Origin of the sequence: Salinisphaera sp. LB1 (assembly GCF_003177035.1) — a bacterium.
In the GTDB taxonomy this organism is placed as follows: Bacteria; Pseudomonadota; Gammaproteobacteria; order Nevskiales; family Salinisphaeraceae; genus Salinisphaera.
Genome location: NZ_CP029488.1, coordinates 2,924,019 through 2,939,736, shown reverse-complemented (window position 1 = coordinate 2,939,736; position 15,718 = coordinate 2,924,019). Strand labels below are relative to the sequence as shown.

The following is a 15,718-nucleotide window of genomic DNA, read 5'->3' as shown; positions in this document are numbered from 1 at the left end:
TCGGCCCGCGAGCGGCTGTTGCGGCAGACGTGACGATACGTCCATCGCCCGCGCACCGCCAACGCAAGCCAATCCGCCACAAGGGTTCCGGCCGCCCCGGCGCGTTCAACAACACATCCGAAGATCGCTCGCGCCGCGCTGCGTCGGTCGACCGAGGCGGTCGGCGCCGCTTGACGACATCAGCGGCACAGTTTAGACCCAATCCGAATTGCAAAACGAAATTCCAAAAAAACAGCGCAGGTGATTTTCACCATGCCCGAGCGATACCTGGCACCGAGCAACTGCTTGAACAGCCCTTGCTCGCCCGACGCCGAAATCGCTGGCGCGGCATTTTAAAAGAACCGGCATGCCATTCGGAGGATGCCGGGACAAAAACGAAAAGAGGAGAGCACGACCATGAACAGTGGTTTTCGCAAAAGGGGGCTGTATGCAGCCGGGTTGTTGTCATTCGCCGGCCCCGCCCTCGCCGGCGGCAATGTCGATCTCGGGCATGGCGTGTCCGCTGACTGGAACCTCAAGGCGATTGCCGGCAGCGCCATCCGGACCCAATCGCCCAGCAACGACATCCTGTTCGCGGGCAACAGGGCCGGCGGGCGCTCGGATGATGCCGTCTCGGACGATGGCGATCTCAATTACAAGAAAGGCGATTTCGTGAAGGGTAGCGCCCAGCTCTACGGCAGCGTCAAACTGAGCCATGGCAACTACGGGGTATTCGTCAGCGGCCAGGCCTGGGAAGACTACCTCGAGGACAACAAGTCGGTGGCGCACGGCAACGTGCCCAACGGCTATGTGCCGAATACACCGCTGAGCGACGACGGTTTCAACAGACGCGCCAAGTTCAATGGCGCCACCTTCCAGCAAGCCTACGCCTTCGGTAAATTCGATGTCCGGGGACACGACGTCAGCTTCAAGCTCGGCAAGCAGTTGCTGCTGTGGGGCCGCAGCCTGTTTACCCGCGGCTCGTTCGGTTCGCTGAATGCCATCGACCTGCCGGCCTTTCATCGACCGGGTTCGGGCTACCAGCAGTACCTGATCCCGGCCGGCATGCTCAGCGCCGACCTGGGCTTGACGCAGCATCTGGACATGAAAGCGTTCTACCAGTTCAGCTGGCAGCATTCGGTCACCGACGGCTGTGGCACGTTTTACGCCACCTACGACAATGTCGCGCCCGGATGCTATGCCACGTTCTCCAATCAGGTGGTGGTACCGAACCGCTACGCGCTCGATCACGGCCTGTATTTCCGCCGTGGCCCGGATAACAAGGCCAGCAACGGCGGACAGTACGGCTTCAAGCTCCAGTACTCGTTCGCGCAGCAGAACGCGCATATCGGTGCGTATTTTTTCAATTACAACGCCCGCCTGCCGTATTACTCGCTGCACAAGAACGCCGACCCCCGACCGACCCCTTCCGCGCCGGCGGTCTTCAATTCCGTGACCTTTCACTATGATTACCCGAACGACATTCGAGTGTTTGGCCTGACAGCCGACAAGACCTTCCAGAACATCGGCAACCTGGCGCTCAATCTGAGCTATGTCGACAACATGCCGCTGCAGATCAACACCCCGGACCTGACCACCCAATCAGCCACATCCGCCACATCCGCCACATCCGCCACCGGCTCACCGGCCAACCCCAACATTCCGGCCGGCACCCAGGCTTATGTGGATTCAATCGGTCTCGGCCAGAACGTCCAGGGCTACAAACGCTACGGTGTGGAGCGTGCCGAGCTGACCTTCACCACCATCATTCCCGATCTGCTCGGCGCCGATAAAACGGTGGCCTCGGCCGAGACGGCGTTCGAAACGATTCCCAACCTGCCCAGCCACCACGACATACGCTTCGGCCGGCACACGAATTTCGGAATCGGCGCACCCGGTGCCGGCGGCTACGTGACCGATTTCAGCTGGGGCTATCAGATTTCGCTTGAGTCCACCTACAACAATGTCATTGGCGCGCTTGCGCTCAAGCCCAGCTTGACCCTGCGCCAGGGCGTGGACGGCTTTTCCAGCGATAATTCATTCCAAGAGCATCAACGCACGATCACCGTCGGGCTGGGCCTGCAATACCACCATCTCGGCGGCGACCTGTCGTATACCAACTACAACACCACGAAATACAGCACGGTCCAGGACCGCGATTATTTCGCCTTCAGCGCCAATTATTCCTTCTAGCGCCGCAAGCGACCTACCCGAGGACAGCTCAATGAACAAGATCAAGATGGCTTTGGCGCTGGGCGGGATGGCCCTGCTGGTGGCCTGTGCAAACTCGCCCTATCGGCATACGCGTGTGGTCGATGTCCGGCCAAACATGGAAGCAATCGCCAAACCGCCTTACCGCGCGCCCGTGGTCGGCGTGCTGGTGGATTCGCCAAGCCGGAGCACACTGGAGAACGCCGTGGTCGACGCGCTGCGCGCCCGTGGCGTGAAAGCCCGTGCTGCCATGCCGATTTATGGCAACAAGGGGATCAAGGGCAAATCCCGCGCCTATGTTGCGCAGCGCCTGCGCGAACATGGTTTCGACAGCGCCATCGGCATTCATCTGGTGCACAAGAAAATCCAGAACGTGCGCGTGCCCTCACCCCCGTCCGCACCCGCGCCGGTCGAAGCCGGCCTCAGCATGCGCGCCGCGCCGCTAGGGCCCGATTTCTCGCTCAACGAAACGACCTACGTGGCGCGAATCAATTTCTGGGATATCAAGCAACGGGCCATTGTCTGGTCGGCCACCTCCGTCACCTACAATCCGCATGGCCTCAAGGCAGGCGCCAAACAGTTCGCGAACGTCGTGGCTCGGCAACTGATCCAGGCCGGCCTGTTCAATGCCTCGGCTTCGGCGTCAGGCGCCGGGCAATCCAACTCGCCCAATCAATAAAAATGGAATTCCATTCCATTTTTATTGACCCGCGTTCGATCGACGGTAGAATCGTGTCATGCATCCCGTAAGTGCCAGTACCCGTCACACCATGAACCGATTCGATCAGCGTATCGCCATGATCACCGGCGCCGCGAGCGGTATCGGTCGCGCATGTGCGCGCCGGCTGGCAGCTGAAGGGGCAAGCGTGATTGCGCTCGATCGTAACGAATCCGCTCTCGCCGACTTGAGCGCCGACCTGCCCGGCGACGATGGACACGTTCTGCGCGCCGTCGACATCCGCGATGATCGGGCCGTGGCTGCTTGTATCGACGACATTGTGGCCCGTTACGGGCGGATTGATGTGCTATGCAATAACGCCGGTATAGCGGGCACCGATCATTCGCCGATCTACGACAACGATCACCAGAACTGGCGCGACATCGTTGACGTGAACCTTCTCGGCAGCGCGCACGTGCTGCAGACGGTGGCCGGCGCGATGCGGGCCGCCGGACGCGGGGCAATCGTCAATACCGCGTCGGTGGCCGGCCTGCGCTCGGGTGCTGGCGGCAATGCGTACAGCGCCACCAAGGCCGGCGTGATCAGCCTGACCCAGACCGCCGCCTGCGACCTCGGCGAATACGGCATTCGTGTGAACGCGGTGTGCCCCGGCCTGATCGAAACGGGCATAACGCGACCGGTATTCGAATACGCGGCGGCGCACGGCAAGACCCACAAACTGGGTGCCCGCTGCGAACTGCGTCGCTACGGTCATCCCGAGGAAGTAGCGGCGGTGATCGCGTTTCTGGCCAGCGACGATGCCAGCTTCGTCACCGGCCAGGCACTGGCGGTCGACGGCGGCAACACCGCTTCGTTGAACATGCCGGGCATGAAGTTCTGATGGCGGCCGCGAGCCGCTGTATCACCCCGTCCCGTGTATTTGCTGCCAGCACACGGTCCTGTTTCCTACAGCCGACCACGAACCGCCTATGACCGAACAGACCGAACGCGACGTAATGGCCTACGACGTGCTCGTCGTCGGCGCCGGCCCGGCCGGGCTGGCCGCGGCCATGCGCATCAAGCAGCAATCACCGGAAACCGACGTCTGCGTGCTCGAAAAAGCCTCGGAAGTCGGCGCCCACAATCTCGCCGGCGCGGTGATCGAGACCGGCCCGCTCGACGAGCTGGTGCCGGACTGGCGCGACGATCCGCCCGCGATCTGTGTCGATGCGGTTGAGGATGAGTTCTGGCGGCTCACCCGCGACGGCGCGAAACGGCTGCCCACACCACCGCAGCAGAACAACACCGGCAATGTGATTGTCTCCATCGCCAACCTGATGAGTTGGCTGGCGCCCGAGGCCGAAGCGCTGGGCGTGGAGATCTACCCCGGTTTTCCCGCCGCCGAAGCGCTGTTCGATGACGACGGCGCGGTCAAGGGCGTGCGCACGCCGGACATGGGCCTTAATCGCGCCGGCCAGCCCAAGGACAGTTTCACCCCGGGCATCGAGATCCACGCCCCCGTCACGCTGTTCGCCGAGGGGTGTCGCGGCAGTTGCAGCAAACAGCTCATCCGGCATTTCGAGCTCGACCGGCACAGCGATCCGCAGACCTACGGCATCGGCTTGAAGGAGCTCTGGCAAGTGCCCGAAGGCCAGTGTAAGCCGGGCCTGGTGCAGCATACGATCGGCTGGCCGCTGGACAACGACACCTACGGCGGCAGCTTTGTCTATCATCTCGACGACAACCGCATCGCCATCGGTTTTGTCGTGGGCCTGGACTATGCCGACCCGCGGCTGCGCCCGTTCGAGGCCTTCCAGCAACTCAAGCATCATCCCAGGATCAAGCCCATGCTCGAGGGCGGCGAGATCGTGTCGGCCGGCGCCCGGGCGTTGGTCGAGGGCGGCTGGCAGTCACTGCCGAAGATGGAGATGCCCGGTGCGATGCTGCTCGGCGATGCGGCGGGTACGCTGAATGTGCCCAAGATCAAGGGCATCCATACCGCGATGCGCTCAGGCATGATCGCGGCTGATCATGTTGCTGCGCACGGCACGGCCGAGGGCTTTGATGCTGCGCTGCGGGCCTCCGAGGTCGGTACCGAACTGAAACGGGTCCGCAACATCCGGCCCGGCTTCAACAAGGGCCAATGGACCGGGCTGCTCAATGCGGTCTGGGAGACGGCGACCCGAGGCGCCTCGCCCTGGACGTTATCCAACCATGCCGACTGGCAAGCCACGCAACGACTCGATCAACTCGATACCCCGCCGCCGGAAGACGCACAGAATTACGTCGCACGCGACCTGGCCCCGCGCGATCGCCTGGCCTCGGTCTACCACGCCCAGACCGAGCATGACGAGGATCAACCGGTCCACCTGCAGGTGCTAGACCCGAGCATCTGTACCGACCGCTGTACCCAGGAATACGGCAACCCCTGCACGCGTTTCTGCCCGGCCAACGTCTACGAGATGGTGGAAAACGAAGCCGGTGAGCCGGAACTCAAGATCAACGCCGCCAACTGCGTGCACTGCAAGACCTGCGATATCAAGGATCCCTACCAGATCATCAACTGGGTCGTGCCCGAGGGCGGCTCGGGGCCGAATTACTATAACCTCTGACCCGCAAAGGATAGCCATGAAAGTACTCGTCAGCGTCAAGCGCGCGATCGACTACAACGTCCGCATCCAGATCAAGTCCGACGGCTCGGGCGTGGTCACCGACGGCGTCAAGCACAGCATGAACCCGTTCGATGAAATCGCCCTCGAGCAGGCCATCCGCTGGAAGGAAGCCGGCACGGCAGACGAAGTCGTGGCCGTGACCATCGGCCCGGATCCGGCGGCGGAACAACTGCGCACGGCCCTGGCCTTCGGCTGCGATCGCGTCATTCACGTCAAGACGGACGAGGTGGTCCAGCCACTCACCGCCGCCCGCGTATTCAAGGCGATCGCCGAGAACGAGCGTCCACAGGTCTTTCTGATGGGTAAGCAGGCGATCGACGACGATGCCAATCAAACCGGCCAGATGACGTCCGCGCTGCTCGGCTGGCCCCAGGCCACGTTCGCCTCGGTGATCGAGTTGGCCGACGACCACGCGCGAGTCACCCGCGAGATCGATGCCGGACTCGAAACCCTGGAAGTGGACCTGCCGGCGGTGATCACGGCCGATCTGCGCCTCAACGAGCCGCGCTATCTCAAGCTGCCCAACATTATGAAGGCCAAGAAGAAACCGATCGAGGCCAGCAGCCTGGCCGAGCTCGGCGTGGCGCCCGCCGCAATGCTGGAAACCCGCAAGACCGCGCCGCCGCCGCAGCGCGAGGCCGGTGTACGCGTCGAATCCGTCGACGAACTGGTCGCCAAACTCAAGGAGAAGAACCTGCTATGAGCCACAGGATTCTGATCATCGCCGACCATCTGGACGGCCGCCTCAACGAATCAACCGCACGCACGGTGGCCTGCGCACGGCAGATCACAGACCGCGAGATCGATGTGCTGGTGCTGGCCGACGACGGCGCCGGCATCGCCGGCGAGGCCGCGCAGATCGACGGTGTTTCAACGGTGCGCCATGCCGATCACCCCGCCAACGCGCACCCCACCGCCGCGGTATTCGCGCCACAGATCGTGGCGGCGGCCGAACAAGGCCAGTACAGCCATGTGCTCGGCCCGAACACCACCTTTGGCAAGGACCTGATGCCGCGGGTGGCCGCCCTGCTCGGCGTGCCCATGGTCACCGACATCATGGCCGTGCACGGGCCGCACGAGTTCGACCGGCCGATCTATGCCGGCAACGCAGTGACCACGGTCGCCGCGCCGGCCGATCAGGTGTTGGTCGCCTCGGTCCGCTGTGCGTCCTATCCCGCCGCGAGCACGGACAACCAGGCCGCCGTCGAGCCGATTACGCTGGAGGTCGAGCTGCCCGGCCACACGCGTTTCATCAGTCTGGAACAGCAGGCCTCAGACCGACCCGACCTGCAGACGGCATCCAAAGTGGTATCCGGCGGGCGCGGCGTCGGCAGCGAGGACAACTTCCGGCTCATCTACGATTTCGCCGACAAGATCGGCGCCGCCGTCGGCGCCTCGCGCGCGGCGGTGGACGCGGGCTTCGTGCCCAACGACATGCAGGTCGGCCAGACCGGCAAGATCATCTCGCCCGACCTTTACATGTGTTTCGGCATCTCGGGTGCCATCCAGCATCTGGCCGGCATCAAGGACGCCGGCACGATCGTGGCGATCAACAAGGACGAAGAGGCGCCGATCTTCGAGATCGCCGACATCGGCCTGGTCGGCGATCTGTTCGAAATCATTCCGGAACTCGAGAGAGCTGTTGGATAACAGCCACCAAGCGTGCTTCTCGCGCGACGGGCTAGCGCATTTTTTCTCTTTTCTTAAGGCATTTATCCGCAGATCAACGCAGATTCACGCAGATGCAAGACGAGTCTAGTTTCCCGTGTCGATTCGCATCATCGGTGGATAGGTATTGGCCCATTGTGACTCATCAAAAGAGAAAAACGCTCTAGCGTTGCGTTTGCTTGGGATCGCTCATGCAAGTCTTTGACGATATTGCGGCGTTACAGGCTCGTGTCGGAACCGAACTCGGCACGAGCGACTGGTTGACGGTGGATCAGTCGCGTATCGATCGCTTCGCCGATGCCACTGACGATCATCAATGGATCCATGTCGACGTCGAGCGCGCGACGCGCGAGTCACCCTTCGGCGGGCCGGTCGCCCACGGTTTTCTGACGCTGGCCTTGCTGCCGCGCCTGGTCGGCGAAGTCTTCACCGTGCGCGGTGTCGGCACGCGTGTGAATTACGGGCTGAACACCCTGCGTTTCATCAACCCAGTGCCGGCCGGCGCGCGGATACGGGCACGGGTTCGGCTGAGTGACGTGATCGCGCGCGGCCCCGGTGCGTTCCGTGTCGGCTGTCATGTGACCGTCGAGATCGAAAACCACGACAGGCCGGCCTGTATCGCCGAGACCCTGACCCTGTACATCGTCTGACTTGACGATGTACACAGTTCAGTCAAAGACGCCATTGCTTGCGCACCTGAAATCAGCAGTGCCGTGATCTTCCTTGTTATTTGCGCTCATTCGCGTGCATTTGCGGACAAAATGCGCTTGCTTATTCAGCCAGTCGAGCGTGATACATAACCAAGTCGTCTGATGTCCACCGGCCGGACTCGAGTTGGCCCTGTTGCCCGAGCGAGCGGTATCCGCGGGCACGTTCATCCGCGCCCGCGGCGTCGGCGGCTCATCGCGCGCCGAGCCGCCGACGGGCCGCGTTGTATTCCGCGACCAGTTGTTCGACCACGTCGGCCGCCGGCTCGATGGCGTCGATATTGCCGACGCCCTGGCCCGCGCCCCAGATATCCTTCCAGGCCTTCTTGCGGTCGCTGCCGAAGCTCATGGCCTGCTTGTCCGATGTCGGCAGATCATGCGGGTCGAATCCGGCGTTCTCGATCGAGCCACGCAGATAGTTGCCGTGCACCCCGGTGAACAGATTGCTGTAGACGATATCCTTTGCGCTCGATGTGGTGACCATGGTCTTGTACTCGGCCGCCGCGTTGGCTTCATCGGTGGCGATGAAACGCGTCCCCATGTACGCGAAGTCCGCACCCAGCGCCTCGGCGGCCAGGATATGCGCGCCGCGCGTGATCGCACCGGACAGGACCAGCGGGCCATCCCAGAACCGACGGATTTCCGAAACCAGGGCGAACGGACTCAGCGTACCGGCATGCCCGCCCGCGCCGGCGCAGACCACGATCAGGCCATCCACGCCCGCTTCGATTGCCTTCTCGGCATGGCGCACGTTGATCACATCGTGGAAAACGTGCCCGCCATAATCGTGGGCGGCCTCGACCGCGGCATGCGGGGCGCGCAGGCTCGTGATCAACAACGGCACGCGGAAATCCGCACAGGCGCGAAGATCCCGTTCCAGCCGGTCGTTGGAGGCATGCACGATCTGGTTGACCGCGAACGGCGCGATCCGGGCCAGCGGACGCGCCGCACGCTCGGCGTCCAGGGCATTCGTGATGCGCTCGAGCCAGACCGGCAGCTGCTCGGCCGGCCGGGCATTGAGCGCCGGAAAGGCGCCGATGATGCCCGCGGTACACTGGGCGATGACCAGCTCCGGGTTCGACACGATGAACATCGGCGACCCGATGACCGGCAGCCGCATATCGGCGCGAAGTCGTTCACTCAGTGACATGCGCAAGCCCCGTTAAGCGCTTCACGCAGATCTTGACGCTGACCCATACCCTCAACATACTGCTTGACCATATTTTGGAACGTCGTTTCAATTTAGTTAAGCGGTCACCATTTGGCAATGGCGCCGCCCACGCGCCATTGCCCCGCAGCCATCGAGGATTTTCATGCGCCAAGCTGTCATCGTTTCCACGGCACGCACGCCGATCGGCAAAGCCTATCGCGGCGCTTTCAACAACACCCAGGGTCAGGCCCTGGGCAGCCACGCCATCGAACATGCCATCAAACGCGCCGCCCTCGAAGCCGACGCCGTGGATGACGTGATTCTTGGCGTCGCACAACAACAGGGTTCAACCGGCGGCAATGTCGCCCGCCAGTGCGCGTTAAGGGCGGGTCTGCCCACCGGCGTACCGGGCATGACGATCGACCGGCAATGCGCATCCGGGCTCATGGGTATTGCAACCGCGGCCAAGCAGATCGTGCACGACCGGATGAACGTGGTCGTCGGCGGCGGGCTGGAATCGATCTCCCTAGTACAGAACGAACACAACAATCAATATCGGGCCCGCGATCCCTGGCTGGAGGCGAATCAGCCGGATATCTACATGAGCATGCTCGAAACCGCCGAGATCGTGGCCGACCGCTACGGCGTATCGCGCGAGGCGCAGGACGAATACGCGTATCAGTCGCAGATGCGCACGGCCGCGGCACAACAGGCGGGCCGCTTCGACGACGAAATCGTCCCCCTGAGCACGGTCAAGACCACCGTCGACAAGGCGACCGGCGCGACCGGCTCGGAAGCGGTCACGTTGCGTCAGGACGAGGGCAATCGACCCAACACCACCCGCGAAGGTCTGGCCCAGCTCAAACCCGTCTTCGAGAATGGCCAGCAGGTCGGCAAAGGACGATTCATCACCGCCGGCAATGCATCGCAACTGTCCGACGGTGCCTCGGCCAGCGTGCTCATGGAAGCCGGCGAAGCCGAGCGACGCGGGCTGGAACCGCTGGGCGCCTACGTCGGCATGGCAGTGGCCGGCTGCGCCCCCGACGAAATGGGCATCGGCCCGATCTATGCCGTACCCAAACTGCTGAACCGCTTCGGCTTGGCCATCGACGACATCGGCCTTTGGGAGCTCAACGAGGCCTTTGCCAGCCAGTGCTTGTACTGCCGCGATCATCTCGGCATCGACCCCGACATCTACAACGTCGACGGCGGTTCCATATCCATCGGCCATCCCTACGGCATGTCCGGCGCCCGCATGGTCGGCCATGCGCTGATCGAAGGCCGGCGCCGCGGCGTCAAGCACGTGGTGGTCACCATGTGCGTCGGCGGCGGCATCGGTGCCGCGGGGCTGTTCGAGGTTTTCTAACGCCGCGGCCGACAGCGCGTCGGCTTGTCGCGGCGCGACCGGCTCAAGCTGGCGTTGGTGATCGAGAGCGTAAGCGAATATATCCGCTTACGCCCCGGCCGAGGGATGGGCGCGACGCGCGTCCACCCGCGTGAGAAGCCAGCCGCCGGCGATGAACAGAACCACCACCGACAGGATCGACAGTCGCGCGCTGCCGCTCAGGGCGGCGACCACGCCGACCAGCAGCGGCCCGATCACGGCAGCGAACTTGCCGAGCATGTTGTAGATGCCGAAGTACTCGCCGGCCTTGCCCTCGGGAATCAGCCGGGCGTAGTAGGAGCGCGACAATGATTGCACGCCGCCCTGCACCAGCCCGATGGCAACCGCCATGGCATAGAACTGCCAGACGTCGTGCAGGAAATAGGCCCAGGCCGAGATCCCGGCATAGACACAGAGCCCAAGATAGATCGCCTTCTTGGTCTCCCAGATCGAAGCCAGCCAGCCGAAGGCGATCGCCGCCGGAAAACCGATGAACTGCACCAACAGCAGCGCCATGATCAAACTTTCCTGACCGAAGCCCAGGCTCAAGCCGAAATCGACCGCCATGCGCACGATGGTATTCACGCCGTCGATGTAGAGCCAATAGGCCAGCAGGAACAGCCAGATCTCGTGCTGCGCTAGGATATCCCGTGCCGTACCCCGCAACTCGCGGAGGCCGTCGCGCACGGCCTGCACGGCCGACACGCGGGCGCCATCCGTACGTTCGCGGGAGAACAGGAACAACGGCAGTGAGAACAGTGCCCACCAGACGGCAACGCTCAAAAAGGACCAGCGCACAGCATCCGCACGGCCGGCCAGGCCGAAGGCATGCGGCCAGATCGTCATGGCGACATTGAGCGCCAGCAGCAGCCCACCGCCGAGATAGCCCAGGCCATAGCCGAGCGCCGAGGTGCGATCGTAGTCGCCCGGCGCGGCCACATCCACGATCAGGCTGTCGTAGAACACCATGGCCATGAAGAATCCGATCGAGGCCAGCACGAACAGCGCCATCGCGGTCAGCCATTGGCCGTGGCCGACCCAGAACAGCCCGGCGGTGGCGGCCACCGAAAGACCTGTCGACAGCGCCAGCCCGGCTTTCTTGCGATGCCCGCGGTCGGCGATCGCCCCACCGACAGGCGCCAGAAACAACACCAGGAAACTCGCCAGTGCGCTGCCCACGCCCAACTGTAGCGTGCTGGTTTCGGCCGGATAGTCGGCGCTCCAGAATGTCTTGAAGAAAACCGGGAAAAAACCGGCTACGACGGTCGTCGCGAACGCAGAATTGGCCCAGTCGTAGAAAGCCCAGCCGAACCGGCCGCGCCAGGTGAAACGCGTATCGCTCAAATCGTGATCACCTTTGACAAGACCAACGCATCCTCGCGGCCATGCCTGTGCGGATAATAGTTGGGCCGGCGGCCACGCGTTTCGAAGCCGTAGCGGGCATAGAGCCGGCGCGCGGCCCGGTTGGAGGGCCGTACCTCAAGAAACAGCTCATTGGCATTTTCCGCCGCCGCCCGGGCAATCACCACATCCAGCAGGCGACCGGCCGCGCCGTGGCCGCGCGCGCTTTCGGCCACGCACAGATTGAGCAGGTGCGCCTCGCCCACTGCGATCGAGGCCAGCGCGTATCCCGCCACACTTCGCCCGGCGCGATCCACCACCCAGGCGCGATAGCCCACGCGCAGGCAATCGTGAAAAATGCGCTCGCTCCAGGGATGGCTGTACGAGGAACGTTCGATTTCCAGCACCGCGGCCACGTCCTGCGACCGCATGCGCCGGACCTGCCAGAGATCGTCGGGCGCGGCGCTCATCGCTCGAACGACCGGATATGGCGGGCGATCATTTTCAGATCTGCCCAGGCCTTGCTCTTCTGCTGCGGACTGCGCAACAGAAAAGCGGGGTGATAGGTCACCAGCACATCGAGATCGCGCCGCGGGTAACGGTGCAACCGGCCACGCAGCTTGCCGAGCGGGGTCTGGCAAGCGAGCAGCGTCTGCGCGGCGACCCGGCCGACCGCCACCACCAGGCGCGGCGCCATCAGATCGATCTGGCGTTCCAGGATCGGCCAGTCGGCCGCGACTTCATCCGGCGTCGGGTCGCGATTGTCCGGCGGGCGGAACTTGCAGATGTTGGTGATGTAGACGTTGGTGGCGCGCGAGCAATCGATCGCCGCCAGCATGCGGTCGAGCAGCTTGCCGGCGCGGCCGACGAACGGCACGCCCTGGGCGTCCTCGCTCGCGCCCGGGGCCTCGCCCACGATCAAAACCTCCGCATCGCGTGCACCGATGCCGAATACCGGGCGGCTCGCGCCGCGGTGGTCCTGGCGGGCCAGATAGGCCTCCAACCCGTCCCAGTCGAGCCCGGCCGGGCCGGTGTCGGCATCCGGCGTCGGCGCCGGGGCGGCGTCGGCCTCCGGTTCGCGCGCCAAGCTCGCCGGCGCCGGCGCGGCCACTTCCCGCTCGGGCGCAGCGACCGTCTGTTCATCACCGGCGGCAACCACGGCCGCCGCCTCGTTCGAGCCGGTCATCCCGGGCTCGAGCGCCTTGCCGGGGCGCGCCCGGGCACCGCCCAGCGGCCCGTCGGCGCGATACTGCCAGTCGGCCAGACCGAGGGCGCGGAGATAATCGTCGCGACGTGCATCCGATGTCATGCGTCAGAGCCTAAACGGTTTGTCGGTTTTTGCCAGCCTCGGCGGCATGCGCCCGGATCAATGCCCGGCCCGGCAGCCCCGGCTCCCGCGATCGCCGAGCTCGATCACCATGACCGACGTCTGCGGCGTGCCCGGTGACTGCAACAACAATCGCGCCCCGGCAAAGCGGCCAAGCACGGCATCGGTCGCCTGCGGGCGCACCAGCGCCAGCGGCGCGGACGTCCCGTCGCGCGCCGCGGCCCAACGACACAGCGCGAACACATCGCGGGCCACGAACACCGGGCGGCCCAGCTCCGCACGCCACAACGGTGCGCCGACGGGCGCGAGCACGGCAATCGGGCGCGCCTGCAGCGGCGCCATAGCCTCGGCCAACTGTCGGTCGTAGCCGCGCTGGGCGAACAACTGCTGGGGTGCGGCCAGCCACAGCGCGCCGGCCGCAATCACCGCGGCAAGCGCCAGCGATGCCGCGCCGGCCGGCGCGACCCGGGTTCCGCGCCAGGCCAACGCCAACGCGAGGAGTGCGGCCGACGCCATCAGGATGGCCACACCCCGACTCGCCCATGCCAGCGCCGCCTGGGTCGACGGCTCGGCCCGGCCGAGTATCAGCAACGCGCCAGCCGCGGCGACGCCGGCCAGCACATAAAATCCGGCCGCCAGCAACGCGCGGCCGCGCGCCTCGGTCGACATCAGCGGGGTCGTCCACCAGAGCAGCGTCAGTGGTGCGAGCGCGGTCACCGCCAGTGGCGGCGTGCGCGGCGCGCAAGACAGCACGATGGCGCCGATCGCCAGAATCGACAATAGCTGCCCCGCCATGCCCGCCGGCCGGCGCAGGGTTTCGGCGAGGGCGATCAGACTCGGCACGATGACGGCCGCGGCAATGATCCCGACGGGCACGGGCAGCGCGCTGCGCTCGATCGCGAGGTCGAGCTTGCGATACAGCACCAGCCAGTGCGCGCCCGCGGGCAGATCAAGCACGCCCACGAGCGTCAGGCCGGCGATGATCAAGCCCGCCAGCACGGTCAGCCGCCCACTGGCGAACAGCCGCCACTCGCCGTGCGCGAGTCCGGCGTGCAGCCACACACCGAGCCCGACCGCGATCGCGTACACGCCAGCGCCGTTGTAGATGAGCACAACCAGGGCAAGCAGCAAGCCCAGCAACGCGCCCGCCCGGGGACGCACCGCCGGCCGACGCGCCACCGCATACAGGACGGCGACCGCGGCGGCGTCGACGAGCAGACCCGGCGACCCCACCACGGCGGCCCAGAGCGCGGGCGAGGCAACAAACAACAGCGCCGCAAACACGCCCGCCGATCGCGTTTCCGCCACCCGCACGACAATGGCTGCAACCAGCGCCGCCGCGAGCACATCGGGCAGGCGCAGCGCGAACAGCGCGCCCACCGCCGGGGCGGATTTCAGCACCACCGCGGCCGCGAGCAGGCAAACCAGCGGCCGATCCGGCGTGGCCGCCGCGCGCGCGATGAGATGACGGAACGGTTCGCCCCAGCCCATGCCGGGCGTCGCCGCATCCTTCAGCCAGCCGAGGCTCGGAGCCTCCGCCGCCCCGAGAGGCAACACCAGCGCCACCAGCAACGCCGCCGCCAGAGCGACGACCGCGCCGCCCCAGACCAGCGCCTGCCGCCGCCCGGGCTGTTCAGCTACCGGATTCATGCGGCACGCCGGTCCGTGGCAGAGGGCGCGCCATCGATATATCGACAGATCAGGCTCATGGGCCCCCCGCATCGGGTCGATCGCTATCAGCGTTGGATCGCGCATGCCGCGCGAAGTTGCACCCCCGGCCGTGCGAGAATCTAGGAGGGTCCGCTGCGACCGGAACGCAGTCGACGGCGACGCCGCAGGGCCATGATCGGTCCGGACAACGCGTACGCCAGAAAGCCCAGGAACAGCACGCGCGGCGGATCGAGCATGATCAGTACGAACGCAATCACCACGAACAGGATGTAGCGAAACGGCACGCGGTCGCCGATATTGAAATCCTTGAAACTGTTGTAGCGCACGTTGGAGACCATCAGCACCCCGGCGCCCACGGTGAACAGGAACACCGGGATCACCAGATCGCCGCCGGGGATGCCGAAGTCGGCCCCGACCCAGACGAACCCCACCAAAAGCCCCGCCGCCGCCGGGCTCGGCAGGCCGAGAAAGACTTTCTTCTCCAGCGCGCCGCCACGGGTGATATTGAACCGCGCCAGACGCAAGGCCGCCGCGGCGGCATAGAAAAATGCGGCCAGCCAGCCCAGCTTGCCGGCGACATTGCTGTAGGCGGCCAGCGTGTGGAGGCTGTACATGTAGGCCAGCAGCCCGGAGGCGAGCCCGAACGACACCAGATCGGCGAGACTGTCGTACTGGATGCCGAAATCGGACTCGGCGTTGGTCAGCCGGGCCACGCGTCCATCCAGCATATCGGTGAGCATGGCCACGAATATGGCAATGCCCGCCACCGAAAACCGATCCTGCGTGGCCGCGATGATGGAGTAGAATCCGGCAAACAGCGTGCCGGTCGTAAACAGGTTCGGCAGCAGATAGATGCCGCGCTTGCGGCGACTGCGGGGTTCGCTGGGGGATTCAGACATAGGCGCTAGTCTAGCGTATCGGCCGCTGGTCTCGCTCGGCCGAAATGGGCA

The 15,718-nt window shown here is 64.9% G+C and carries 14 protein-coding genes; 8 read left to right on the top strand and 6 right to left on the bottom strand.

Annotation, left to right across the window (positions count from 1 at the left end):
* The first annotated feature begins 396 nt into the window (after nt 1-396).
* The 7 genes from SALB1_RS13190 to SALB1_RS13160 all read left to right on the top strand — a co-directional run bounded on the left by SALB1_RS13190 (nt 397) and on the right by SALB1_RS13160 (nt 7,838).
* Nucleotides 397-2,172 carry a DUF1302 domain-containing protein gene (locus SALB1_RS13190; RefSeq protein WP_109994282.1) on the top strand — a complete coding sequence of 592 codons (1,776 nt, stop codon included), beginning with the start codon at nt 397-399 and terminating at the stop codon, nt 2,170-2,172.
* Between the two features lie 31 nt (nt 2,173-2,203).
* Nucleotides 2,204-2,869 carry a hypothetical protein gene (locus SALB1_RS13185; protein WP_199678804.1) on the top strand — a complete coding sequence of 222 codons (666 nt, stop codon included), beginning with the start codon at nt 2,204-2,206 and terminating at the stop codon, nt 2,867-2,869.
* A 91-nt stretch (nt 2,870-2,960) separates the two neighbouring features.
* On the top strand, nt 2,961-3,749 hold the full coding sequence (locus SALB1_RS13180) for an SDR family NAD(P)-dependent oxidoreductase (protein WP_109995436.1): 789 nt from the start codon (nt 2,961-2,963) through the stop codon (nt 3,747-3,749).
* 88 nt (nt 3,750-3,837) lie between these two features.
* Nucleotides 3,838-5,460 carry an electron transfer flavoprotein-ubiquinone oxidoreductase gene (locus SALB1_RS13175; protein WP_199678803.1) on the top strand — a complete coding sequence of 541 codons (1,623 nt, stop codon included), beginning with the start codon at nt 3,838-3,840 and terminating at the stop codon, nt 5,458-5,460.
* A 16-nt stretch (nt 5,461-5,476) separates the two neighbouring features.
* Complete coding sequence (locus SALB1_RS13170; protein WP_109994281.1) at nt 5,477-6,223, top strand: electron transfer flavoprotein subunit beta/FixA family protein; 747 nt, start codon at nt 5,477-5,479, stop codon at nt 6,221-6,223.
* On the top strand, nt 6,220-7,170 hold the full coding sequence (locus tag SALB1_RS13165; RefSeq protein WP_109994280.1) for an electron transfer flavoprotein subunit alpha/FixB family protein: 951 nt from the start codon (nt 6,220-6,222) through the stop codon (nt 7,168-7,170). Before SALB1_RS13170 ends, SALB1_RS13165 begins: the two co-directional genes overlap by 4 nt.
* Before the next feature lie 209 nt (nt 7,171-7,379).
* Nucleotides 7,380-7,838 (top strand): MaoC family dehydratase, encoded by a 459-nt coding sequence (locus SALB1_RS13160; protein WP_109994279.1) that lies wholly within the window; start codon nt 7,380-7,382, stop codon nt 7,836-7,838.
* Between the two features lie 250 nt (nt 7,839-8,088).
* Here the strand turns inward: SALB1_RS13160 and SALB1_RS13155 are convergent, their stop codons facing one another.
* Nucleotides 8,089-9,045, bottom strand: a complete 957-nt coding sequence (locus SALB1_RS13155; RefSeq protein WP_109994278.1) for a nitronate monooxygenase family protein — start codon at nt 9,043-9,045, stop codon at nt 8,089-8,091.
* Between the two features lie 163 nt (nt 9,046-9,208).
* Here SALB1_RS13155 and SALB1_RS13150 point away from each other — a divergent pair, with 163 nt between their 5' ends.
* Entirely contained in the window at nt 9,209-10,411 is a 1,203-nt protein-coding gene (locus tag SALB1_RS13150; RefSeq protein WP_109994277.1) for an acetyl-CoA C-acyltransferase, read from the top strand.
* Nucleotides 10,412-10,498: 87 nt separating this feature from the next.
* Here SALB1_RS13150 and SALB1_RS13145 read toward each other — a convergent pair whose 3' ends face one another.
* From SALB1_RS13145 to pssA, 5 genes are all read right to left on the bottom strand, one after another.
* The gene (locus tag SALB1_RS13145) at nt 10,499-11,773 is read right to left on the bottom strand and encodes an MFS transporter (RefSeq protein ID WP_109994276.1); all 1,275 of its coding nucleotides are present in this window, start codon (nt 11,771-11,773) and stop codon (nt 10,499-10,501) included.
* A complete protein-coding gene (gene rimI, locus SALB1_RS13140) occupies nt 11,770-12,240 on the bottom strand; it encodes a ribosomal protein S18-alanine N-acetyltransferase (protein ID WP_109994275.1) in 471 nt (156 codons plus the stop codon). The genes SALB1_RS13145 and rimI overlap by 4 nt, the downstream gene beginning before the upstream one ends.
* On the bottom strand, nt 12,237-13,079 hold the full coding sequence (locus SALB1_RS13135; protein ID WP_199678802.1) for a uracil-DNA glycosylase: 843 nt from the start codon (nt 13,077-13,079) through the stop codon (nt 12,237-12,239). The genes rimI and SALB1_RS13135 overlap by 4 nt, the downstream gene beginning before the upstream one ends.
* A 57-nt stretch (nt 13,080-13,136) precedes the next feature.
* A complete protein-coding gene (locus SALB1_RS13130) occupies nt 13,137-14,747 on the bottom strand; it encodes a hypothetical protein (protein ID WP_109994274.1) in 1,611 nt (536 codons plus the stop codon).
* A 140-nt stretch (nt 14,748-14,887) separates the two neighbouring features.
* Nucleotides 14,888-15,667: a CDP-diacylglycerol--serine O-phosphatidyltransferase gene (gene pssA / locus SALB1_RS13125; protein WP_109994273.1), complete on the bottom strand. Its 780-nt coding sequence runs from the start codon at nt 15,665-15,667 to the stop codon at nt 14,888-14,890.
* Nucleotides 15,668-15,718: the final 51 nt, after the last annotated feature.